This is a genomic window from Halobacteriovoraceae bacterium (genome assembly GCA_020635115.1).
In the GTDB taxonomy this organism is placed as follows: domain Bacteria; phylum Bdellovibrionota; class Bacteriovoracia; order Bacteriovoracales; family Bacteriovoracaceae; genus JACKAK01.
This window is the reverse complement of the sequence record JACKAK010000004.1, coordinates 341,354-363,314: the sequence shown is the minus strand read 5'-3', so window position 1 is coordinate 363,314 and position 21,961 is coordinate 341,354. Positions and strand designations below refer to the sequence as shown.

The window sequence follows — 21,961 nt, the reverse complement described above, 5'->3', positions numbered from 1 at the left end:
TTAGTGGTTGTGACCTGAAGTTTTGGATTCTTTCATATCTTCGTAGCCACCAAAAAGTTGTGCTTGAGCATCTAATAGAAAGTTTCCTTCAATCACGACTTCTTCGCCTTCCATTAATCCATGCTTAATTTCAACGTAACCTTCAGATTCATAGCCTGCATGAACAGTTTTTGCCTGAAAGTTCTTTCCAGAAATCTTGACCCAGACGACTTTTCTTTTACCGGTATCAATCACTGCCGTTCTTGGTACAACAAGAGGCATTCCTTCTATATCTACATTTAAAACTGCATTTGCAATCATTCCGGGCTTTAGCTTACCTGAAGCGTTTTCAATAGTAGCTCTAACCTTTAATGTTCTTGATTTTTGATCTAAGACAGGATTTACAAAATCTATTTCACCGACAAGTTTCTCCCCCGGAATAGCTGTAAATTCTAAATCTACTTTTTGTCCGATCTTAATTAATGATGAATCATGTTCATATACATCCATCTCGACCCAAACATCTGCTAAGTCCGATAGTTCAAAGAAGTTTTGGCCCTCTTTAAAGTATTTACCAACAGTAGCATTTCTTGATCGAACTATACCTGTAGCGTTTGAATAAATTGTAATTTGTCTTGGAACCTTCCCTTTTTTATACCAATTTTCAAATTGAAACCTCTTGATTCCCCAAAGCTTGAGTCTTTCAATACTCTGCTCTAACATATCTTTAAATTCTTTAGTTTTGCTTTTTGCATAACTTTTTCGAGCTAGTAAATACTCTTCTCCAGCAGTAATTAGTTTAGGGCTATATAGATCAATCACAGGATCACCAACTTTAACCATACTACCAGTTGATTTAACATAAACCTTTTCAACTCTCCCTCCAATACGAGCAGGGATATTGCTTTCCTTTTCCTCAGACTGGAGTACAGAACCAAGCAATCTAATTTTTTTAGTCATCTTCATCGTCGTTACAGGAAAGAAGTCTGGCTCAAAATGTTTTAACTGTGCTTTTCTTAGTTTCACTTTAGCGACTACCTTGGCGGCCTTATTTTCCTTTGGTTTTTTGACCATTGGTGTACCATCCATAGGACAAACATCTTCAGTTTCGCTTGTCACGTCAGGAAAATCTTTACATTGCCAAATATCTTTCTCAGGAATTACGGTCGCCGCTTGAATATCTTCCTCGTCGTCAATTTCAATCTTTGTTAGATTCATATGACATATTGGACATTTCCCCATTTCTTTTTCTTTAATCTGTGGGTGCATAGAGCAAGTATAATAAACCTTAGTTTTAGAGTGTTCATGCCCATCAACAGTTTTACCTGATTCACTAGAACCTTCTTTTTGACATGAAACACCTATAACAAGGAGAAACATTAAAAATATAATACTGATTAACTTATTCATTTAAGGACTCTCCTTTAACATACTTTAATGTTGCTCTTTTAATATCCCTTTTTGCTTCGAGCATTACTTTGTGCATGAGAATTTTTTGTAATTTAAGTTCACTTTGAAGTAGTTCGACATAAGTAGAGTTACCAAGACCATAAGACTTAGCAGTTATTTCTCTTGAATTACGAGCGAACTTAATGGTTTTCTCTTTTAAAATACTCAGTTCTCCTAAAAGTTTATCAATCTCTTTACGAAGTACTGAAATGTCTCTATTTTTTTGCCTTTTATAGTTCTCAAAGTTTTTAACGGCCATATACTTCTCTTGAACCGCTTGCCCATGTTTAGAATACTTTTCTCCAGAGAAAGGTAGAGGAAAACTAATAGCTGCACCAACAAAGTCTCCGTTCCCATCAATGTTTGATCTTTTTGTATATCCCAGAGATACTGTTAAATCTGGAACATAGTTTTGCTTAGAAGCAGTTAAAGCTAAATCTTTAGCCTTTAGCTTTTCTTTTAAACTAAGCTCCTTATTATCTTTTAATTTATCTGAACTTGTTTTGAGAGACTTCCAAGGAATTGAAGCCTCTTCAATATCAGAAGTTCCTATTAAGTACTTTAAGCGATCGTCTATTTGAGATAATTCGTATTTCTTATTGTTTAATTCACTTTCAATTTCAGATTTTCTAATTTGAATATCAAGAAGTGCTTGCTGAGATGTTTTTCCTGTAGAGTATAACCTTTTACTAACTTTAAGGATTTTTGAAATCCATGTATTGTTCTCTTTTAGAATCTCTAGCTCTTGACCATAAACCCAAAATTTAGTCCATTCTCAGAGTGAGTCTCACTGTGTTAAAAATAAAACAAGGAGATAATAAAATGAAAGGCAAAAAATTTTCAGAAGAAGTGATTTTCAAAATTTTAAAGGAATATGAATCGGGAATTCCAGCAAAAGAACTTGGACGCAAATATGGAATGGCCGAGCAAACAGTTCATAAATGGAAAAAAAAATATCACGGGATGCAGGTATCTGATGCTAAAAAACTAAGAAGTCTTGAAGAGGAGAATCGACGTTTAAAACGACTCGTTGCTGATTTAAGTTTAGATAACCAAATGCTCAAGGAAGTTGCCAAGGGAAACTTTTGAGGCCCAAACAAAAGAAAAATGCAGCTAAAATGCTCATTGATAAGTTTGGGGTCAGTGAGCGGCATTCGTGCCAAGTTTTAGATTTTAACAGATCAAGTTATCGATATGAATTAACTTTGGTTAAGAATGACCAAATTGTTATTAACAGAATGCAACAAATTGTTCATAAACATCGAAGATATGGATATCCACGAGTTCATGTGATTCTAAATCGAGAAGGAATAGTTCGTAATCGCAAGAGAACCCAAAGAATTTATTTTGAGCAGGGATTTTCTTTAAAATTGAAACGAAAAAAGAAAAAACAATTTTTTCCACGGATAGTAAAACCTTCGGCATCGAAGGGGGGCGAAGTTTGGTCTATGGATTTTGTTTCAGACTCACTTGCAAACTCAAGAAAGATTAGAATATTGACAGTTATAGATCATTTCACAAGGTATTCCCCAGGTTTTTATATTAATCATTCAATCTCGGGAATAATTGTAACCAAAGAACTTGATCGAATGATAAAAGAACATGGAAAACCAAAAAGAATTCAAGTAGATAATGGGCCAGAATTTACATCTAAGGCCATGTTGGAGTGGAGTTACAGGAATAATATTGAAATAGATTTTACTCGTCCAGGAAAACCAACAGATAATGCTTATATTGAAAGTTTTAATGGTAGCTTTCGAGATGAATGTCTAAATCAAAATTGGTTTTCTACATTGGCAGAAGCACGAGTTGTAATTGAAAGCTGGAGAAAAGAATACAATGAAGAGAGAATACACAGTTCATTAAATTATTTAACACCTAAAGAATTTGTCAAAAAGGAACGAGAAGATGTACAACACAGACTCAGTGCAACTCATCTTTAGACTGGACTAGTCAATGGTTTAAGGTCACTCTTCAGATACTTTCCTTTTGATAATCAATATTTCCCAAAAAGCCTTAGTGAGAGCTTCTTTCTTATCATCTGCTTCAAATTGATATGCATTTGAAAGAGACTTAAATGCATCTTCAATATTTCCATACTTTGTCGTTAAAGCTATTTTCTGTGAAACACCAAACTCAATTCCAGTCATAGGAGTTTGGTCATCTTTCAAACTATCTTTTGGAAAATTCTTGGCTGCAATTTTAAACTTTGGGTCTCCCCATGATCCTTTTAATTCTGCTTCTTCGCTTAAAGCTTTTGATTTAAAGTTCACTGAATCAACACTCTCGTGTGTACCCAAGACTGTTATGGCCTTCTCAAAGGTAATAGCACTAGCTTCTACAGAGCTAAGTAAGAAAAGAATAACTAAATATTTCATCATTTTAACATCTCTTTTGATTCTCTTATCCATTTATCAACCTGTTTTACTTCATCTTTAGTTAGCTTTTTATCTCCATGCATAATGAGATAGCGAAATGGTGGCATGGAATCATTCTTTATAGATTTACCAATAGCATCTAAGTCTTTTATAGGTGTCTCATGGCTTACAAATGGAAAACCTTTTGAGAAATCCAGATGCTTCTTTGACTCCTTTATATCACTATCAATTAACTGCTTTACTCCGGGAATTTTATAATACCAAGGGTACACAGTTGTATTTCCATGACAGTCAAAGCAAGATTTCTGAAAGATTGGTTTCACAGTCTTTAAGTATTCTTGATTTATTCTTATATACTTTTCCTTTATTTCCACATTTGGCTTTACGGCTTTAGGCTGCTTAACATTTTTAGAATGATCTTCACCTCCATGTCCCCATACATGAAAGGTGGTCGTAAGAATAAAAAGTAATAGTAGAACCTTCAAAAATCCCCCAATTAAATAGTCTTCACTTCCTATTACGAGTGCCGCTTCAGATTTGTGACAAAAAACTTACTTTTTTAATAAAAATATAGTATTTTTAGTTAGTTATACCCCCACGGGGTACTTTTGAAAAGTTTTTGTCACAAAATAGGCACGCTCGTCGTAATAAGAGGTAGAGGATGGGAAATCCATTTTCACATTTAGAAGATGAAAAGCTCATGGAGCTTTATAAGAATGGTGAAAATATGGCCTTTGAAGTTATTTATTTACGACATAAAGATCGAGTTTATAGCTACCTTGATAAAAGGTTGTCCGATAAGAATGTTATCGAAGATATATTTCAAAGTATTTTTGTTAAGTTCCATAATTCACGACACCTATATAGTAGCAAACACCCACTTTTAAAGTGGTTATATACAATATGTAGAAGTGAGCTTCTTGACTCAATCAAGAAGAATAAAGCTAAGTTTGTTCAGTTAAGTGAAGATCAATTGAGCGTAGAACCAACTGAGCTAAATGACAAAATTGATCTTGATTCGATTAAGACACTCTCAGAAAAAGAAAAACAAGCCCTGAAGCTTCGTTATTACTCCGAAGAAGATTTTATCGAAATCTCTAAGGCCCTTAATACATCTGAGGCCAATTCAAGAAAGCTGGTTTCAAGAGGTATCAAAAAGCTTAAAGCAAAATTACTAGGAGAAGCAACATGATTGATCCTAATGATAAAAAAGACTTTCAAGATTTTATCAATTCCAAAGGTGTTAATCCTCCAGAGGAATTAAGTAATAGAATATTGAGCTTTGTTCAAGCAGACTTAAACCCAGCTCATAAAGTTGTATTTTCAAAGCTTCTCGCCATTCAAGCGTTTATAGGTTTCTTGACTCTTACATTTTGCCCACAATTTAACCTAAGCTTAACTAATAACTTTGAGCTTTTTCACTATTTTCATCATAAGTTTGGAGAAAATATTTGTATGGCCATATGCGGTTCTATTTTTATGGGTAGTGGCGCTCTTTTTGCGGCCTATCTTTTAAAACCTAGTGAAATTAAGAAGATTAAAGAATCAAGACTCTTATACTATACTTCCATATCAATAGTAGCTCTTTCGACTTTTTTCTTACTAGGCTCAGATATATACTTAACATTCGCAACATACTGGCTTGCTGGTTCAACTATTGGCGGCTTAGTTATTTTTGAATTGAACAGATTAATTAGAAAAGAAGTATTCAATTACTAAGACTTAGAAGACTTTTTAATTAGCTCCATAACCTCGTTGATCTTTTCTTTAGCTTCTTTTTTTGAACCAGAGCTAACCGCATTCATTAAGCAATGATTGGCATGACCTTCTAGTATTTGTAGCTCAAGTCCTTTTAGCGCACTTCTTATAGCCTTTATTTGAGTCAGTATATCAACACAATACTTTCCCTCTTCAATCATATTTTTAACGCCTCTAACTTGACCTTCAATTCTATTTACTCTTGATAAGTGTGATTTGTGGTCTGCGCCCTTTATATCTTTTGCCATATCTAAAAACCTATAACTGTGAAACTGCCAAAAATCATATCAAATTCTTAATTCTAAGGCTATTTGAAACAACAGAAATACTACTCAGGGCCATAGCTACACTTGCCAAAACAGGTGGCATCATTGGGCCACCAAAGATAACTAGAACTCCTGCTGCAATTGGTATTAGTAACGTGTTGTAAATCATGGAGAGAAAAAGATTTTGTTTAATAATCTTCATTGTCCCTTCAGATAATTCTATAAACTCCAAAGCTTTTGAAAGATCACCTTTTACAATTGTAACGTCTGAAGCGTTTATCGCCACATCAGTACCAGTTCCCATTGCCATAGAAAGATTTGCCTTTGCTAGAGCTGGAGCATCATTAACTCCATCACCAACCATTGCGACAATTTTCCCATCAGCTTGTAGCTTTTCTAACTGAGTTGATTTTTCAAGAGGAAGTGCATTTGCAATAAAATGGTCTATACCTAGCTCTTTAGAAACAGATTCAGCAATGATTTCGTTATCACCTGTAATCATCCAAGTTTCAATTCCACGCTTTTTTAGATGATTAATTGTTTCTTTAGAAGAGACTTTAATCTTGTCACCGATAACTATTGAACCAATATGTTTACCACTCAATGATATAAAAACAAAACTTCCAACTTGTTTTAACGTAAGGCTCTCGTCAAGGACTACGCCATTTTCATTCAACAGCTTTTCATTACCTATAAGATAATCTTTTCCATCTATTTCTGCTTTTAAGCCTTTACCTTTAACTATTTCAAAACTATCGGGTTCATTTAATGCTAAGCCTTTTTCTTTAGCATATTTAACAATTGCTTTTGAAAGAGGATGCTCTGAGAATTGTTCTATAGATGCAACGTCTTTTAAAATAGAATCATCATGATCTTTAAAATTTACTTCAATAACAGAAGGCTTTCCTTCAGTAATAGTTCCAGTTTTATCGAAAATAATCGTATCAATACCCACCGCCTTTTCAATAATATCTCCACCACCAATTAATAAACCTTTTAGCGATGCGCGACCTGTTGCTACAACAACAGCGGTAGGCGTTGCAAGTCCTAAAGCGCAGGGACAAGCAATTACAAGGACTGCGATAAAATTAGAAACAGAATTTCCCCAAATAGGCATTGGCCCAACAAAGAACCAAGCTAGAAATGTAATAATTGAGATTACTATAACTACAGGAGTAAAAACTGAGCTAATTTTATCAGCATATTTCTGAATTTCAGGTTTTGAGTTTTGCGCTTGCTCTACAAAGTTTATGATTTGAGATAAGAAGGTATCATTACCTACTTTAGTCGCCCTATATTCAATAATACTGTCACCATTTATTGTTCCTGTAAAAACTTTATCTCCACTTTGTTTAGATATTGGAATTGGCTCTCCCGAAATCATTGACTCATCAATTGCAGATTCACCTTTGACAATTTTGCCATCAACTGGAAATTTCTCCCCAGGTTTAACCCTAATTAAGTCACCAACTTTTACATCTTCTATTTTAACTTCTTTTAAATCACCATTAACTACAATCGTTGCATTCTTAGAACTTAACTGAAAAAGAGAATTTAGAGCTTCTGTAGTCTTTCTCTTCGCCTTCTCTTCAAAGTATTGACCTAAATAAACAAATGAAATGATAAATCCTACAGCCTCAAAGTAAACTTTTTGAGTAAGCCCCATTTGAATTGAATAGTCTGAAAATATCGTTATAAAAAGACTATAAAGAAAAGCTGCTGTAGTTCCAAGCCCAATTAAAGTATTCATATTAGACTTACCAGATCGAAGAAAATGAAGGAATGACTTTTGGAACTTTAAACCAACCCATCCCCAAATTGGGGCACATAAGACTAATTGTAAATACCAGTTAATACTCTTAGATGGCCATCCTTTCAAAGGCCACATGGCCAGAGCGAATATCATCATTGCCAAAACAATCGAGATCACAAACTTATAAAAGTTTTCATCAATCTTTTCTGCATCTTTACTTACTTTTTCATCACCTGTTGCTGAGTAACCAAGAGATTTTATCTTTTCAATAACTTTATCTCTAATGCTAAAGTCTTGAACCTCAAACCGGCCAGTTTCAACAGCAAAATTAACGTTTGAGCTTTTCACACCTTCCAGCGAAGCCACTTCCTTCTCTATTGTGCTGGCACAACTAGCACAACTCATCCCCTCAATTTTAAGAGAAATCGTTTCCATATTAGACCTTTTTAATACTCTTAACGCTAAAGCCAAGCTCGATCAGATCATTTCTAATCTTCATATTTGAAAGGCTCTCATCTGAAATAATCGTAACCGTTTGCCTTTCAAGGCTTACTTTCGTGTCCGAGATACCGTCTATAATTTGAAAATGATTTGAAATTTTATTTACACAGCCACCACAATTCATACCTTCAACTTCAATATTTAGTGTTTTCATACAAACCTCCATATACCCCCACAGGGTATATCGAAAGTATCCACTTTTCAATAGTGCATTTCAAATGCCAAAAGAATTTTAGGTGTTTTTAGTACTTTGCATAGATTTGACTTAGAAAAATATCGCATAAAATATCGCACGCGATATTTTTAAATATAGCGGCCTTGCGATATTTAATTCGCAGTTTTCGGACTGGCCACATAACAGAACGGTGTCTCTTTGACCTTAAAACCTTTAATTCACTGAAATTATTACATGGGTGATTTGCCTATCCGCATAAATAAAGCTTCTATAGCCTGCTGAGTCATGTCTTCAGGCTTTGGCATACCTCTTGCTCAAGGGAAAAGCAGGTTTATCAATCCACGAGGGGGATTAATTGAAGAAGATTGTTCTAGGAACAACATTCACAGCACTGATTTTGATTGGGGGAATTTATCACAATCAAAAACAGTCGAATACTAAGCGTGTAGAAATTCCCTACATCAAGGCCGTGTATTCTAAGCCAGTGTCTTATGATCCTGCTCAGATGAATGATGGTGCTTCATTAATATTCTCAGAACTTGTTTATGAGGGTCTGCTGCGCTTTACTGAAAACTATGGGATTAAGGCCGGAATAGCAGAATCATGGGAAACAAGTGAAGATGGCAAAACAATTACCTTCATTATTAATTCAAAAGCAAAATTTCATAATGGTGAAAAAATAAATGCTAACGATGTTGTTGCATCTCTTAGTCGTGTTCTAGCACCTGAAAGCAAAGTTTTTAAATACTATGACATGATAAAAGGTGCTGATGAGTACCATGCAGGGAAAAGTAAAACCCTTTCAGGCATTAAAGCAATTGATAAAAAAACAGTTACTGTAGAGCTAGAGAGTCCATTCCCACCAATTCTTTATGTATTGGCCGGGGGAACTGCAAAAATACTTCCTGCAAATAAGGTCAAGAACAAAGACTTTTTCAAAAAACCTATTGGAGCCGGGCCGTTTAAAGTTGTTTCAGAAAGTAAAACTGACATTACTTTAACGAAATTTGATAAGTATCACGGTGAAAGTCCAAAATTAAGCACAATAATTCTTCGAGCTATAGATCAAGATTCAGCAATGAAACAGGCAAAAAATGGAAAGCTCCACGACTTATCAAGCTGGCCACTAAATGGATTAGAAGATGTTTTTAAAAATGGTCAAGACATCAGCACTGTAGTTGCCGACACATGGATTATTGGGTTTAACTCAAGAATTGCTCCATTAAATGATCTGAAAGTTAGAAAGTCCTTACAAGCAAGTATAGACAATGAAAAGTTTAGAAAAACATTTTATCCAAGTGCTGCTCCTGCTTATGGATATGTGCCTCAAGGTTTTCCGGGCCATATCGAAGAACAACCAGAGAAAAAAAGCAAAGTAATTGTTCCACCTCACACTCAAATTACAATCACTATTCCTTTTGGTCTTGAGAAAACAGCGGAGATAGCGGCTTTCTTTGAAAAAGACCTAAAAGAAAAAGGATGGAATATAAAGACCGAAATTTTGGAATGGACTGAAATGATGAAAAGATATGAAGAAAAAACACTTCATGCTTTTCTAGTTTCAATGATTGTAGATTATCCAGATACAGAGTTTTTACTTAATAATTTTGCTTCAAATAATCCTGACAACTATAGCGGCGTTAAAGATTCAATAATAGATGAACTTCTTGTCAGTGCCCGAAAGCTCCAAGATCGTTTAAAGCGTTATAAGGTGTATGAAAAGTTAGCCAGCAGAGTTAATGAGCTTGCTTTATCTGCAAATCTGTTTCACTCAAGGCCACATTATTGGATTCATAAATGTGTAAGAAACTTTGAGCCAAACCTATTAGCAGTTGCATATATTGATTATCGAAAAGTTGAATTTGATTCAAAATGCTTACTTGGAGGGAAAAAGTGATAAGAAGAACTTTAACCTTCAAGGAGTATTTATCAAAAAAGTTAGTTCCGTATAGGATCGCGTTACCAGTGTCTTTATCCATTGTAACTGCATTTTTTGCTGCATACGCCCTGTTGGTCTTTTACTCAGAAAATGACAAATCATTTGTGAAAGCAATTGCTCCACATATTTCGACATTAGTTGAAACTCAAGATGGCCCAGAACTGCAAAGGTTCATCACTTCCATTGCAGATGAGAAAAAGGTCATTATTAATGTCATCAAAGATGATGAAGTAATTGCTTCAAGTAATGATAATACACTAATTGGAAAGCCATACTTTGTTGATGGAATTCGAGTTTTAGGAATTGAAAGTGACTTATCTTCAAGGTTTTTAATCTCTAAAGCATTAACTAAAAGAGATGGTGGCCCATCTGCTATGAATGGTGAGATTTATCTATTAAATCCAACATTCGATTTATTCTCTCTGGTTATAGCTGTCACAATCATTGTATTTATTCTCAGCTTTATTCTGCTAAATGTGCTTGCAACAAAAATTATCTCAACGGCACAGAAATCTATTGAGCCAATCAAAGACCTAGAGAATAGCATCCATGAGTTAAAAAAGTTTGGAGAGGTTAATCTAAATAGCTATTTGAGAATTGAAGAATTAGAAAACATCTACAATGCCATTCTAACCACAAATTCTCAACTTAGGGTCAGCAATGAAAGACTGGCCGAAGCTAAGGGTAAAGAACTGGCGGTAGAAGCTTATAAAAAGTTGATTCACGATTTACATACACCAGTTGCAGCTCTGAAACAGATGATAAAAATTATTAACAAAGTTGGTGTCCCTGAAGACAAGAAGGATTTTGCTAAGAACAGGGTTGCAGAAATTGCTGAGCAAATATTATTTCAAGTAAAAGCTTCAAAAGGAAACCTAAAAGTTGAAATAAACCCAAGCGATCTGAATATAAATGAATCAGTGAAAAGAGCAACGGGACAGGCTCAAATGGCAATGGCAGATTATGAAAATATCGAAATTGTAGAAAAGTATGAACCAGTAATAACGGAACTTGCTCACGATAATATGATGCTTGGTCGAGCGATTAGTAATTTAGTTGTTAATGCGATCGAAGCTAGTAGAAATATTGTTGAGGTTGCTGTTCAAAAAATAGAAGAAGGTATCTCTATTTCTGTATCAGATGACGGTGAAGGTATCGAAGAAGAGATGGTATCACTCTTTTTGCAAGGACGAGGAAAATCAAAAAAGAAAAATGGTCTAGGATTAGGCCTATCAGGTGCTAACCATATTGTGAGACTCCACGGGGGGAAAATTATTTACAGGAAATCTCATTTGGGTGGTGCTTGTTTTGACATAAGGTTACAGGGGTAATTATGAAGAAAGAATTAATTCTCTTAGTGGACGATGACAGAGGTATTTTAGAAAGTAGTGAGATTTTGCTATCAGATGAATTTGAAATCTGTACAGCTTCAAGCGTATCTGAGGCGAAAGAAGCTCTTAAAGACAGTGATATTCAATTAGCGGTTATTGATCTCAACTTTGAAGGACACGAGCAAGACGGACTATCCCTAATAGATCACATACTCAAAGAATACCATCAGATACCTTTCATTGTACTTAGTGGAGACAAAGATACTAAGCGTGTTGTTGAGGCCATGAAAAGGCCATTGATAGAGTTTGTAACTAAAGATGGCGATCATGATGAAACGCTTAGGCTTGCAATACGAAAAGGTATTATAAAAAAACGTGAGCTTGATAGTATCAAAAATAGTAGTTTTCAGTTTAAGACCAAATCAACAGAAATTAAGAAGCTGTTTAGAAGCGTTGATAAACTATTATCAAGCAATAGTAATGCCTCGATATTAATTAATGGGGAATCTGGCACAGGTAAAGAATACATGGCCAAGTATATTGCAAACTACCTTGGAAAACGTCTTGTCGCAGCAAATATGGCCAGCATTCCTAGAGAAACGGCTGAGTCTGAATTATTTGGTCACGTTAAAGGTGCATTTACTGGCGCAACTTCAAACAAGGTTGGATTACTTGAGCAAGCTCACAATGGAGTTTTCTTTCTTGATGAGATTGGGGATTGCTCTCCAGAAATACAGGCAAAACTTTTAAGAGCCATTCAAGAAAAAGAAGTAATGCCTGTAGGCTCTACTGTTCCAAGGAAAGTAAATCTGAGGTTCATTGCAGCTACACATCACGACCTTGATAAATTGGTTGAAGAAGGAAAATTTAGATTAGACCTTCAGCAGAGATTAAATACATTTATATTCAGGTTGCCTGCTTTGAGGAATAGGCCTGAAGATATAGATTATTACGCAACGATGTTTATAAATGAAATTTCAAATGGCGAATATTTTAATGTGGTTCCATCTGCTTATCAGGCGTTAAAAGAATATCACTGGCCGGGAAATGTCAGAGAGCTTAGAAATATCATTGAACGTGCCCTTATATACACTGATCGTAGAACGATAGATGATGTGATTATTTATAAAGCATTGAACATCTCAGCACCAAAAATAGTTGAAGATATTAAGCCTAAGTTTGATTACGAGAAGCTGAAGGAAGCTGAAATAAAGTCTAGTATCATTGACGCACTAAACACAGTAAAAGGAAATAAAGTTGAGGGTGCAAAGGTTCTCGGTGTTCATATCTCAACACTGCATAGATGGATTAAGAAGTACAATCTCGAAGAACTAATTCCCCATATTAGTCGCGGAAGACCATCTTCAACTCAAGCAGGGGCTATATGAAAGCACAAGTAATGAAAAATGAATCTTCAAAAATAAACTTGGTATTTTTATCTGGTGGGCCGGGTCTTAGTTCTCTGTCTTTTAAGCCATTAAAGGAACTTGAAAGTAGCTTTAACCTACATTTTTTAGACCCTATGGGCACTAATTCTGCACTAGGCGTTGAACCGACTTATGGAAATCTTTTGAATGAAATTGAGAACTATATTCAAGATATACCTAATGTGATTCTTTGTGGGCATTCCTTTGGTGGGATACAGGCTGTTGAGATTGCGAGTAAGGATAACTCAAATATTTTAGGAGTAATTGCAATTGGCTCTCCCGTTTCACAAAATGCTTTCAAAGTCTTGAATAAAAATTTTGATGTGGAATTGACCCAAGAACAAATGGAGCTATCTAAAAAACTACAAGAAACACCGACTGATGAAATATACAAAGATTGGTTTTTTGCTTATAGAGAATTTTATTTTAACCCAGCAACTTCAAGTGAAGGTATTTCTGTAATCACAGATGATAATGTATGCGTAAAAAGCTACAGTTCTGCAATTATGGAAAGCTCCACAAAAGAAGACTGCCTAAAAGCTCTTAAATCAAAAAACATTTTTAAACTTTTTATAACTGGAGAGGTTGATAAGGTTCTACCGCCAAGTTCTGCTAAATATGAGGCTAATCTGGGTGGGTTTGACTTAGAGGTTATAGAAAATGCTGGGCACTTTGCTCATTATGAGTGCCCTAAAGAAACAATGAACGTAATAAAGGATTATCTGTCCAAGATGGGAGGAATTAAATGAAAACAACTTTAAAAGCTATTGCACTATTATTAGCGATAGGAGCATCTGCTCAAACAATCAAAAGTTATGCTGATGATATGGCCAATCTACCTGAGTTAATTTCAGAGCAAGAAGCTGTATTGGTTGATCTTCTTAATGCTCATAAAACTGAGCTTACCAGCGAAGATGACTCAAGAGAAGTTCTAACTGAAGAAGAGAAAAAAGAGTTAATCATCAAGAACATGGTTCATTACATTAGATTAATAGAAGGAAAAGAAGTCTTACTAGAAGAACTTAGAAGGCAGCAATTTCCTGACCTCGACATTAGAGGAATTTTAGAAGGGCGACAAAACCCAGGAATCTAATATGCAAACAGTTGAAGCGGTCAAAACAGATTATATGAAATACTTAGGAAGCCTCATTATGCTTGGCTTTGCTATTATTTCTATTACGAGATGGACTCAATCAGGAGAATTGTTTTTCCTCGTTCTCTCGTTTAGAGACTTGATCGCTTCATACTTTCTGGCTCGAAGAGAAAGTGCTGAAATAAAATCAAACAAAACAATGGCCATGATAGCTTACCTTTCAAGTGGCTTACCTTTGCTTTATTTTTCAGCACCGTTTGGTTTAGAAATTAGGGCCTACAGATTAGTGGCTGACTTGCTCACAATCATAGGCTTTCTCATTGTCACATGGGCCACTATTGACCTTGGTACAAAGCTTGGGGTGTCTCCTGCCAAGCGTGGAAAGAAACAAACTAAGGGCATATACGGCATTATTAACCATCCAATGTATGTGGGATATGCAATTGCTCAGCTTGGATGGGTTTTTATAAATAACATCAATTTCAGCTTATATATTTTATCTTTAGCCTTATTTTTTATAAGAGCTAAGTCAGAAAATAAAATCATAAATTAATTAATCAATTTTAATATTCAAGGAGAAGTGCCGTTTCGCATCGAAACGTAACTTCTCTTTTCTATTTCATATTTATAATATCGCACCAGTGCAACGGTTAAATATCGCGCGACATTTTCGTGCGATATTATTTTACGTTCTTTTTAAAACAGTAATTCCATAAGTATCTATTTTCTTTAGAAATAATCTTTTTTTTAAAGTTGGCACGTCACCAGCAATACATAAAGCCAGAAACAAACTGAAAAGTTCAGGGGGAAAAATGGCTTTATCAAAAACTAAAAACATCGGCAGGAAAATCTTTGGCTCTATATTTTCAATAGCTAAATCATTTTGGCGTTATATGAATCGGCCAATTAACACAAAGAGATTGGAAGAGATCAAAGAAGAACAAAGAAAGATTCAATACTACACAAATTTAAAGTTTTAAGGGGAAAACAATGGACGTTAAAGAAATCACATGGACACCAGAAAGAATGAGAAAACATCTTGATGCTAAAGAAGCACAGAGATATTTGAGCAAAATTAATTCAAAAATGATTAAGCAGCCGAAATATCCACATCAGATGCAAAACCTTGTTAGAGAAAAAGTAACAGAGCTTCCATCAGAGCAATTAGTGGTTATCTATCTAACTTTCTGGGAAAACCTTTGCGAATACGAAATCGCTAAAGAAATTAGAACAACAGTATCAAAAGTTATCAACATTAAAGAAAAGGCCTTACTCAGATTAAAAGAGCTAATGGCTGAAGAAAACCCAAGGGAGTTATGTATCGCTTAAATTAGAACTTGGAAGGTGAAATGGTGAGTAAATTATTAATAAATTTTGGAGATAAAAATGGAAACAAATAAAACAACAAAAAACGAAACTTTTCAACTTTGGTGGTACGACCAGCAAACAAACAAATACTACCCAGCCGGTGTTGCATTTCATGATGAGCAATTTGGCGAATATAGATTAAAAATTGATATGCACCCAGAGAACCAATATTACCTAAAACCTATGGATTCTACTAATGGTCACATCAATTTCCGTGTTGAAGTCGTGATTAAGAGAAATGGAAAGTTTCATCAACGAAGACCTATTGGTGAAGGCTTTAGTAGCCCAGATACAAACGGCGACATTGTAATGAACCTTGGGCCTTACTCAAGAAAACTTCTTTTAGGAGCAAAACAGTAATGAATAAATCTACAGCTTTTTCAGTATTTTTTATGGTTGGATTAATTGGAGTTATGGCCCTCTTTCCTGAGTCGGCATTTGCACAGGTTATGGGTGGCGGCTTTGAATCAAAAATGCAAGGACTTACTACTAAACTTATTACGGTAATTTTACCGTTAGTAAGCGTCCTTGGTCTTGTTTATGCCGTTATCCTTGCATTAACTGGAGATGGTGCAGCTAAAGGTCGAATCATCATGGTAATTGTATGTAGTATTGTTGGCTTTATGGCCCCTCACATTATTGGTTGGTTCCAATCAGCAGCAGGGCAATAAGTGAAGCTAGATCAATCTATCGTACATAGAAAATTAGATTCAAAACTCAAGATCGTGGGCCTAGAAGTCCACGATCTTCTCTTTGTACTTTTATTTGCGGCAATAATGAATCTTATTTTCGGTCAGACAGTATTAGGTTTTTACCTCGTCTTCGTTGTACCTGCAATTATGGCAGTAATTCTTTTTATCGCAAAAAGAAATAAGCCAGATGGTTTTCTTGTTCACCTAATTCGATACTACATGAATGATGGAAGGTTCTCAGCAGGAAACAAAGGAATGTTCTTCAAACAAACTAAAGTGAGGATCAATGAGTCAAAGTTTAAAAGATAAATTACCTTATTGGCATTTTGATAATGACATTATGGTATTTGAGGATGGAAGTTTAGGCTTTGGATATAAACTTGAGGGTTTTGATATTAACTGCACAACAAGTGAAAAGATCAATCAACTCTCAACAAATTTAGAGCATTTGCTGACAGGAATTGAAGAAGGTTTAAGTATTCAATTCTTTTACAAGGTTAGCTCAGACTACCAAGAAAAGATAAATGAACACGAGAACATTTCAATCAATGCGCCAGCTATCTACCAAGATGTCACAGAGGCAAGAACTGAGTTTTTAAAGACTAATATGGAATACCATAATTACTTTAAAAGTGATGTTTATCTGTTCATCAGAAGTGAAAAACATAAGTATTCTAAGCAAAAGTTTTGGGAATCATTAAAGAAATATGAGCCTATATTTAAAACTGAATATGATGCCTTTAAAAAGAAGTTTTTAAGAACAAACAAGCAAGTTGAAAATGCTTTAAATCACTGCGACTTATCACCTAAAAAGTTGAATGCAGTTGACTGGCATAATGTTTGTTTTGAATATTTCAACCTTGAAAGAAAACAAAATCTAGGTTCACCAAAGTATCGAGACGAGAGTTTCTATCTTTCACCTGACTTTAAAGAGCAAATATCCTTAACAGATGTTAGTTTCTCAAAAGATCATCTTGAAATAGGAAAGAAAAAGTTTCGTGTAATCACACTAGGCTTATTGCCCGAAGGTGTTACTCATGCAGCAATGATTCATAATTTCACAAAACTGCCTTTTCACTTTTGGCTATCTCAAGGCGTCAAGATTGAAGATCAAAAGAAAGAACTAGAAAGACTACAGCTACAAAGAAGAATTGCACATTCTATGGCATCTGGAAGTAAAAATGTGTCAGATATCGAATCAGAGAGCAAGCTTGGTCAAATTGAAGAATTAATCAAAGAGTTACTTGATGGTTCAGAGAAATTAGTTTCCATGAATATGAGTTTAACGATCTGGGACGAAAGTCTTGAAGAGTTAGACAATAAGACTGACATGGTTCTAAAAGCATTTAAAGGTTTAAATCAAAGCGAAGGATTACTTGAAACCTATCCCTCTCTTGACGCTTTTCTTGGTTCCGGGCCGGGAGTTTGTAAGGGATTACGAAATAAAAAAGTAAAAAGCTCCAACGCTAGTCATTTATGTCCTATTTATGGGAATTGGAAAGGAAACAATAAAGCAGTTTGCTTGTTACCAACAAGAGACTATTCACTATTTTCTTTAGACCCATTTGCTAAAGAGCTACCGAACTGGAATGGTTTAATCTTTGGAGGTTCTGGTGCAGGTAAAAGTTTTTCGATTTGCCAGTTAATGCTCCAATTCTATGGTCAAAATCCAACTCCAAAAATTGTATGGATTGACAATGGTGCTTCCTCTCAGCGTTTACTCGAAGTTCTTGATGGCGAATTTATTGACCTCAATATTGATTCTAAAATATGTCTTAATATGTTCGATCTTAATGGTGAAGATGCCCCTTCGACTTCAAAAGTGAAGCTTATTTTAGCTGCTCTTGAATCCATACTAAAAGATGAGGATAGCCGTGGACTACCTAAAAGAGATAAAGCATTACTGGAAGAAGCAATTTTTATGACTTATGACAAAGTGAAAAAGAGAACCCCTGTTTTAAGTGATCTAAAGTCAGTTTTGGAAAATCATCATCACTCAGAAATGAAAAAATATTCTGAAATTCTTTATTCATGGACAGGAAATACAGCTTTTGGACGAATGCTTGATGGTCAAAGTAATGTCACTCTAAATAAAGACCTCATTACTATAGAGATGAAAGGCCTAGACACTTATCCAGACCTTCAAAATGTTTTTCTTTTGTTGTTTACAGACTTTATTAAGAATGAGGCCTCAAAAGATACATCAAAGCCTTATCTTCTAATTATAGATGAAGCTTGGAAACTTTTTGAAACTCAAAGTGGATTGAGTTTTACACTTGAGGCATATCGAACCTTTAGAAAGTTTAACGGTGGTATTTGGTGTATTAGCCAGAACTATAAAGACTTTTTAAGCAATCAAGATATTAAAAATGCTGTATTTCCAAATACCAGTAGTGTTTTTATCTTGAGGCAAAGAAAAATTGACTGGGAAGACTTTCAAAAAACAATGGATTTCTCAGAGGATGAGACAGAAGTAATTAAAAGTTTAGAACTTGTTAAGGGAGAATATTCTGAATTTCTCTATATGCAAGATGAAAGAAAAGTTATTTTACGTCTTATTCCTGACCCTCTTAGTTATTGGATATGCACAACCGATGGAAGCGACAAAGCAATGATCGACAAGATGAAGGTTAAATATCCAGAGCTTAAAACAATAGATGTACTAAAAAAGATCGCCTATGGCGAATTGGAGGCAGCATAAAAAAGATTAAAGTAATAATTGTTAGCTTTGCTTTGATGTTAAACACTTCTCCAACTTTTGCCTTTTGGGGTGATGGAGGTGCTGGTTGGGCACAAATTCCTTACTTGGTTAAAATCTTAGCTGAGAATATAAAGCGATACCAGCAGTTAAAAATGGCGATAGATACTGCCAAACATGGGAATGATTATATTAGGTTGATTAATTCAGGTCTTGAAAACTCAATAGGCCTATTAAACTCACTACCCATAAAAGATGAGAAGATTTTATCAGAGCTAAAGAATTTTCAAAAGGCCTACAATACCATTCAGGATGTCTATGGGAAAATTCCAAAATCAGGTGAATCAGCTCTTCAGATGCTTCACGATCAAACCGTAGCCGAAAGTATTAAAATGGCCAGTAACATCAAAAGCTATGCTGAAAAACAGGAGGAAAATGCAACAAAGATTTCTATTCAAAGTAGAAATGCTTCACCTAAAGGAGCTGCGAGGATGAATGCAGAAACAAACGCAAAGATTCTCCACACTTTAAATCAATTACTCCGTATTAATGGACAGATTTTAAAGCTCCAAGGTGAGAACTTGGCAATGATGAACAAACAAGGAAAAGATAGTGTTGGACACTTCAATAAAATCAATAGCGATATAAAGAAGAACTTAAAACGCTTTGATGGAAGTTTTGATCTGCCAAAATTCTAATGTTTGAATACCTACCAGAGGTATGTAGGGAGTTAAATGCTAATATTAAGGAGCTGTACTGGATATTAATTATCCCTTTTACACTTCTAATAATAATATTAGAGTTTTTTAAAATCCCTGACAGGAATCCAAATGTATCTGATATTTTGAAAAGAGTTGTAATATCAATTCTACTCTTAATATCTTTCGACTTTGTTATCAATACCATTTCTATGGTTGGCGATGGAATAACTGAAAAGATCCAAGGCATAACCAAACTTCAAGATTTAATGAAGCACTTAGAAGAGAACTATCAGGACACTGAGGTTAGCTGGCTTAAATTCAGAGAGGCAGTAATTTTCGTGCTCAACCTCTTATCCTATGTGATCGCATATGTTGGTGTCTTCGTTGCTAATGTTCTTGTTCATTTTGTTTGGTCAGTCCTTTACGTTTGTTCCCCATTGATGATCTTAATGTATATTTCCAGAGGGACTTCATTTGTTACAACGAACCTCTATAAAGGGCTAATAAATGTTGTTACTTGGAAAATACTTTGGTCAATCTTAGGTGTAATGCTTTTAAAGTTGGCGACGAGTCCTGCTGTTGGAAGTTGGGATAATTTTCTAACTACCATATTAGTTAATCTTTGTATTGGGCTATCCATGTTATTCATTCCATTTACTACAAAATCACTAATCAGTGATGGAATGTCTAGTGCCGCTTCCGCCCTTGCCGCAGCACCTACATTAGCGACCGGAAAAGTTGTTAAAGAGGTCGCTAAGAGACAAGGAAAAAGACTAACAACAGGAACTGTTCAAGGAACAAAAAATGGCTTTAACCGAATGGGAACTGGAATGAAAACAGGTCTTCATCATGCGAAAAATAGTTTTTCAAATAAGATGAGATCACAGGTAAGAAACACATCAAAACCACTTCCAAACAACGTCATCAAAGTTGACTTTAAAAATCGGAGAAAAACATGAGTAAAATATCGGCAAAAGGCCAGTGGTTGGCCCTTAACAGGCTTGCTAATACCTATCGGGTTACTTGCTTTATTCTAGGTGGATGCTTAGTTATAACACTCTCAATTTTGGCCTATGTATCGTCTTTACCTCCCGTGGTAATCGAAAAAGGTAATAGTGAGATCATACGTCACCACTCAACTAGAAAGAATAACCCCATTGGTAAGGATGAGATTAAACGCTTTGTTAAAACATTTATCAAGGCAAATTATGAATGGAAGAAATTTGAACGTAAAACAATGCTATTTAATATTAGACCATTTGTAACAGATGACTTTTATAGCCTCGTTTCAAAAAATTCTAAGAAAAAAGTAGCTAAGCCAGACGGTGAAGACAAATTTTCTCAATATGTTGGAGAAATAAACGTATCTGTGACTGATAAAGAAGTTGTAGCACAATTTGATCGAGTAATTCGACTTAAAGGCCTTCCTTTAATATCAGTAACTCAAATTTCATTACAGATATTGAAAGACTCACCAAACAAATGGAATCCCTTGGGTCTATACGTTAATGGTTTAATAGAGCACGAGGTTAAGTAAATGAGATTATTTATCCTTTTGGTTTGTTCCTCCTTTATATCTGTAAGTGCATTTGCTGGAAAAATAAGAATGATAGAGGTTTCATCAAAAAGAATGGAGCCTATCTATTTAAAGCTGGGCCAATCAACTGTACTAAGATTTAGAGAAACTCCTAAAAAAGTTGTTGTAGGAAATCAAAACTATTTCAATGTTGAATTCATTGGAAATGATATTACTATTCAGCCCCAAGGTGCTGTTAAAACAAATCTCTTTGTTTATGGTGAGTATCATACATTTGGTTTTATCTTGAACGCAGGAAACTACAGTCAATATGACGATTTAGTTAATGTACGGTGGAAATCTCCACGTTTACAATTGAAGAAGAAAAGAAAACTGTCTCAAAAGAACGTAAGAAAGAAAATTTCGCTAAAGTCCAAAATAATTTGTGAAACAAAAAGTATCACGGAGATTAGACCAAGTGTCTATGTTTTAGACTTTAAAATCATTAACAAAGGTAAGAAAGAAGTCAAAATAAATGACATTGATCTTTTTTTGACAAGATCGAAGGTAAAACTGCCTAATCAAAGATTAATTTTTTCTAGTGACAAAGTTGAGAAAGGTCTAGGAATCGAAGGTCGAATCTTCTTTAAACTTGTTAAAAAGGAAGGATTTACTCTTCACTTACTTAATAGCAGCGAAAGCCTCAAAACAATTATCTCGCGGAACTTCTTATAGCTAAGAAAATTAAGGTATGGTTTAAATCGACTTTTTTAAATGAAGTTGAAGGGAAATCGACTCTAAATCAAAAGAACTTTGCTATTGCAGGAGGTTGTTTAGTTGTAACAGCAATAGCTATTTCGCAAATATATGGGTCTTCCGAGAACACAGCGATTGTAAAAAAGGTTGATAGGAATTTAATTAATAGTGATAGATTTCA

27 protein-coding genes are annotated in these 21,961 nt (G+C 34.9%); 20 read left to right on the top strand and 7 right to left on the bottom strand.

Annotated elements, in window-relative coordinates; genetic code table 11:
- Positions 1 to 1,389: an efflux RND transporter periplasmic adaptor subunit gene (locus H6622_08350; GenBank protein ID MCB9061517.1), complete on the bottom strand. Its 1,389-nt coding sequence runs from the start codon at positions 1,387 to 1,389 to the stop codon at positions 1 to 3.
- Positions 1,382 to 2,164: a TolC family protein gene (locus H6622_08345; GenBank protein ID MCB9061516.1), complete on the bottom strand. Its 783-nt coding sequence runs from the start codon at positions 2,162 to 2,164 to the stop codon at positions 1,382 to 1,384. Before H6622_08345 ends, H6622_08350 begins: the two co-directional genes overlap by 8 nt.
- Before the next feature lie 86 nt (positions 2,165 to 2,250).
- Between H6622_08345 and H6622_08340 the strand changes: the two genes are divergently transcribed.
- Together H6622_08340 and H6622_08335 are read left to right on the top strand one after the other, a co-directional pair.
- On the top strand, positions 2,251 to 2,517 hold the full coding sequence (locus tag H6622_08340; protein MCB9061515.1) for a transposase: 267 nt from the start codon (positions 2,251 to 2,253) through the stop codon (positions 2,515 to 2,517).
- The gene (locus tag H6622_08335; protein ID MCB9061514.1) at positions 2,514 to 3,371 is read left to right on the top strand and encodes an IS3 family transposase; all 858 of its coding nucleotides are present in this window, start codon (positions 2,514 to 2,516) and stop codon (positions 3,369 to 3,371) included. Before H6622_08340 ends, H6622_08335 begins: the two co-directional genes overlap by 4 nt.
- 24 nt (positions 3,372 to 3,395) lie before the next feature.
- On the opposite strand, the gene H6622_08330 is transcribed toward H6622_08335, so the two are convergent.
- Positions 3,396 to 3,839 carry a hypothetical protein gene (locus H6622_08330; GenBank protein ID MCB9061513.1) on the bottom strand — a complete coding sequence of 148 codons (444 nt, stop codon included), beginning with the start codon at positions 3,837 to 3,839 and terminating at the stop codon, positions 3,396 to 3,398.
- Positions 3,806 to 4,291: a heme-binding domain-containing protein gene (locus tag H6622_08325; protein MCB9061512.1), complete on the bottom strand. Its 486-nt coding sequence runs from the start codon at positions 4,289 to 4,291 to the stop codon at positions 3,806 to 3,808. Before H6622_08325 ends, H6622_08330 begins: the two co-directional genes overlap by 34 nt.
- A 176-nt stretch (positions 4,292 to 4,467) precedes the next feature.
- Here H6622_08325 and H6622_08320 point away from each other — a divergent pair, with 176 nt between their 5' ends.
- Together H6622_08320 and H6622_08315 are read left to right on the top strand one after the other, a co-directional pair.
- Positions 4,468 to 4,998: an RNA polymerase sigma factor gene (locus H6622_08320; GenBank protein ID MCB9061511.1), complete on the top strand. Its 531-nt coding sequence runs from the start codon at positions 4,468 to 4,470 to the stop codon at positions 4,996 to 4,998.
- A complete protein-coding gene (locus H6622_08315; GenBank protein MCB9061510.1) occupies positions 4,995 to 5,525 on the top strand; it encodes a hypothetical protein in 531 nt (176 codons plus the stop codon). Before H6622_08320 ends, H6622_08315 begins: the two co-directional genes overlap by 4 nt.
- On the opposite strand, the gene H6622_08310 is transcribed toward H6622_08315, so the two are convergent.
- From H6622_08310 to H6622_08300, 3 genes are read right to left on the bottom strand one after another with little or no spacing between them, the layout of a single operon-like run.
- Positions 5,522 to 5,812, bottom strand: a complete 291-nt coding sequence (locus H6622_08310; GenBank protein MCB9061509.1) for a metal-sensitive transcriptional regulator — start codon at positions 5,810 to 5,812, stop codon at positions 5,522 to 5,524. The genes H6622_08315 and H6622_08310 overlap by 4 nt on opposite strands.
- A gap of 34 nt (positions 5,813 to 5,846) precedes the next feature.
- Positions 5,847 to 8,018 carry a cadmium-translocating P-type ATPase gene (gene cadA / locus H6622_08305; protein ID MCB9061508.1) on the bottom strand — a complete coding sequence of 724 codons (2,172 nt, stop codon included), beginning with the start codon at positions 8,016 to 8,018 and terminating at the stop codon, positions 5,847 to 5,849.
- 1 nt (position 8,019) lies between these two features.
- On the bottom strand, positions 8,020 to 8,238 hold the full coding sequence (locus H6622_08300) for a heavy-metal-associated domain-containing protein (protein ID MCB9061507.1): 219 nt from the start codon (positions 8,236 to 8,238) through the stop codon (positions 8,020 to 8,022).
- Positions 8,239 to 8,614: 376 nt separating this feature from the next.
- On the opposite strand from H6622_08300, the gene H6622_08295 reads away from it, so the two are divergent.
- The 16 genes from H6622_08295 to H6622_08220 all read left to right on the top strand — a co-directional run bounded on the left by H6622_08295 (position 8,615) and on the right by H6622_08220 (position 21,759).
- A complete protein-coding gene (locus tag H6622_08295) occupies positions 8,615 to 10,156 on the top strand; it encodes an ABC transporter substrate-binding protein (GenBank protein ID MCB9061506.1) in 1,542 nt (513 codons plus the stop codon).
- Positions 10,153 to 11,529 (top strand): HAMP domain-containing histidine kinase, encoded by a 1,377-nt coding sequence (locus H6622_08290; protein ID MCB9061505.1) that lies wholly within the window; start codon positions 10,153 to 10,155, stop codon positions 11,527 to 11,529. Before H6622_08295 ends, H6622_08290 begins: the two co-directional genes overlap by 4 nt.
- A 2-nt stretch (positions 11,530 to 11,531) precedes the next feature.
- Entirely contained in the window at positions 11,532 to 12,917 is a 1,386-nt protein-coding gene (locus H6622_08285) for a sigma-54-dependent Fis family transcriptional regulator (protein MCB9061504.1), read from the top strand.
- Positions 12,914 to 13,705 (top strand): alpha/beta hydrolase, encoded by a 792-nt coding sequence (locus H6622_08280; protein MCB9061503.1) that lies wholly within the window; start codon positions 12,914 to 12,916, stop codon positions 13,703 to 13,705. Before H6622_08285 ends, H6622_08280 begins: the two co-directional genes overlap by 4 nt.
- The gene (locus tag H6622_08275) at positions 13,702 to 14,049 is read left to right on the top strand and encodes a hypothetical protein (GenBank protein MCB9061502.1); all 348 of its coding nucleotides are present in this window, start codon (positions 13,702 to 13,704) and stop codon (positions 14,047 to 14,049) included. Before H6622_08280 ends, H6622_08275 begins: the two co-directional genes overlap by 4 nt.
- Before the next feature lies 1 nt (position 14,050).
- Positions 14,051 to 14,602, top strand: coding sequence for a hypothetical protein (locus H6622_08270; GenBank protein MCB9061501.1), 552 nt, complete (start codon positions 14,051 to 14,053; stop codon positions 14,600 to 14,602).
- A 259-nt stretch (positions 14,603 to 14,861) separates the two neighbouring features.
- Positions 14,862 to 15,029, top strand: coding sequence for a hypothetical protein (locus H6622_08265; protein ID MCB9061500.1), 168 nt, complete (start codon positions 14,862 to 14,864; stop codon positions 15,027 to 15,029).
- Positions 15,030 to 15,039: 10 nt separating this feature from the next.
- On the top strand, positions 15,040 to 15,378 hold the full coding sequence (locus H6622_08260) for a hypothetical protein (GenBank protein MCB9061499.1): 339 nt from the start codon (positions 15,040 to 15,042) through the stop codon (positions 15,376 to 15,378).
- Between the two features lie 57 nt (positions 15,379 to 15,435).
- Positions 15,436 to 15,777 (top strand): hypothetical protein, encoded by a 342-nt coding sequence (locus H6622_08255; GenBank protein MCB9061498.1) that lies wholly within the window; start codon positions 15,436 to 15,438, stop codon positions 15,775 to 15,777.
- Positions 15,777 to 16,088, top strand: a complete 312-nt coding sequence (locus H6622_08250; GenBank protein ID MCB9061497.1) for a hypothetical protein — start codon at positions 15,777 to 15,779, stop codon at positions 16,086 to 16,088. The genes H6622_08255 and H6622_08250 overlap by 1 nt, the downstream gene beginning before the upstream one ends.
- Entirely contained in the window at positions 16,089 to 16,418 is a 330-nt protein-coding gene (locus H6622_08245; GenBank protein ID MCB9061496.1) for a hypothetical protein, read from the top strand. It abuts the gene before it with no gap.
- Entirely contained in the window at positions 16,396 to 18,810 is a 2,415-nt protein-coding gene (locus H6622_08240) for a TraC family protein (GenBank protein MCB9061495.1), read from the top strand. The genes H6622_08245 and H6622_08240 overlap by 23 nt, the downstream gene beginning before the upstream one ends.
- 35 nt (positions 18,811 to 18,845) lie before the next feature.
- On the top strand, positions 18,846 to 19,505 hold the full coding sequence (locus H6622_08235; protein ID MCB9061494.1) for a hypothetical protein: 660 nt from the start codon (positions 18,846 to 18,848) through the stop codon (positions 19,503 to 19,505).
- Positions 19,505 to 20,467, top strand: a complete 963-nt coding sequence (locus tag H6622_08230; GenBank protein MCB9061493.1) for a hypothetical protein — start codon at positions 19,505 to 19,507, stop codon at positions 20,465 to 20,467. Before H6622_08235 ends, H6622_08230 begins: the two co-directional genes overlap by 1 nt.
- Entirely contained in the window at positions 20,464 to 21,045 is a 582-nt protein-coding gene (locus H6622_08225; protein MCB9061492.1) for a hypothetical protein, read from the top strand. The genes H6622_08230 and H6622_08225 overlap by 4 nt, the downstream gene beginning before the upstream one ends.
- Positions 21,046 to 21,759, top strand: a complete 714-nt coding sequence (locus H6622_08220; protein ID MCB9061491.1) for a hypothetical protein — start codon at positions 21,046 to 21,048, stop codon at positions 21,757 to 21,759.
- Positions 21,760 to 21,961: the final 202 nt, after the last annotated feature.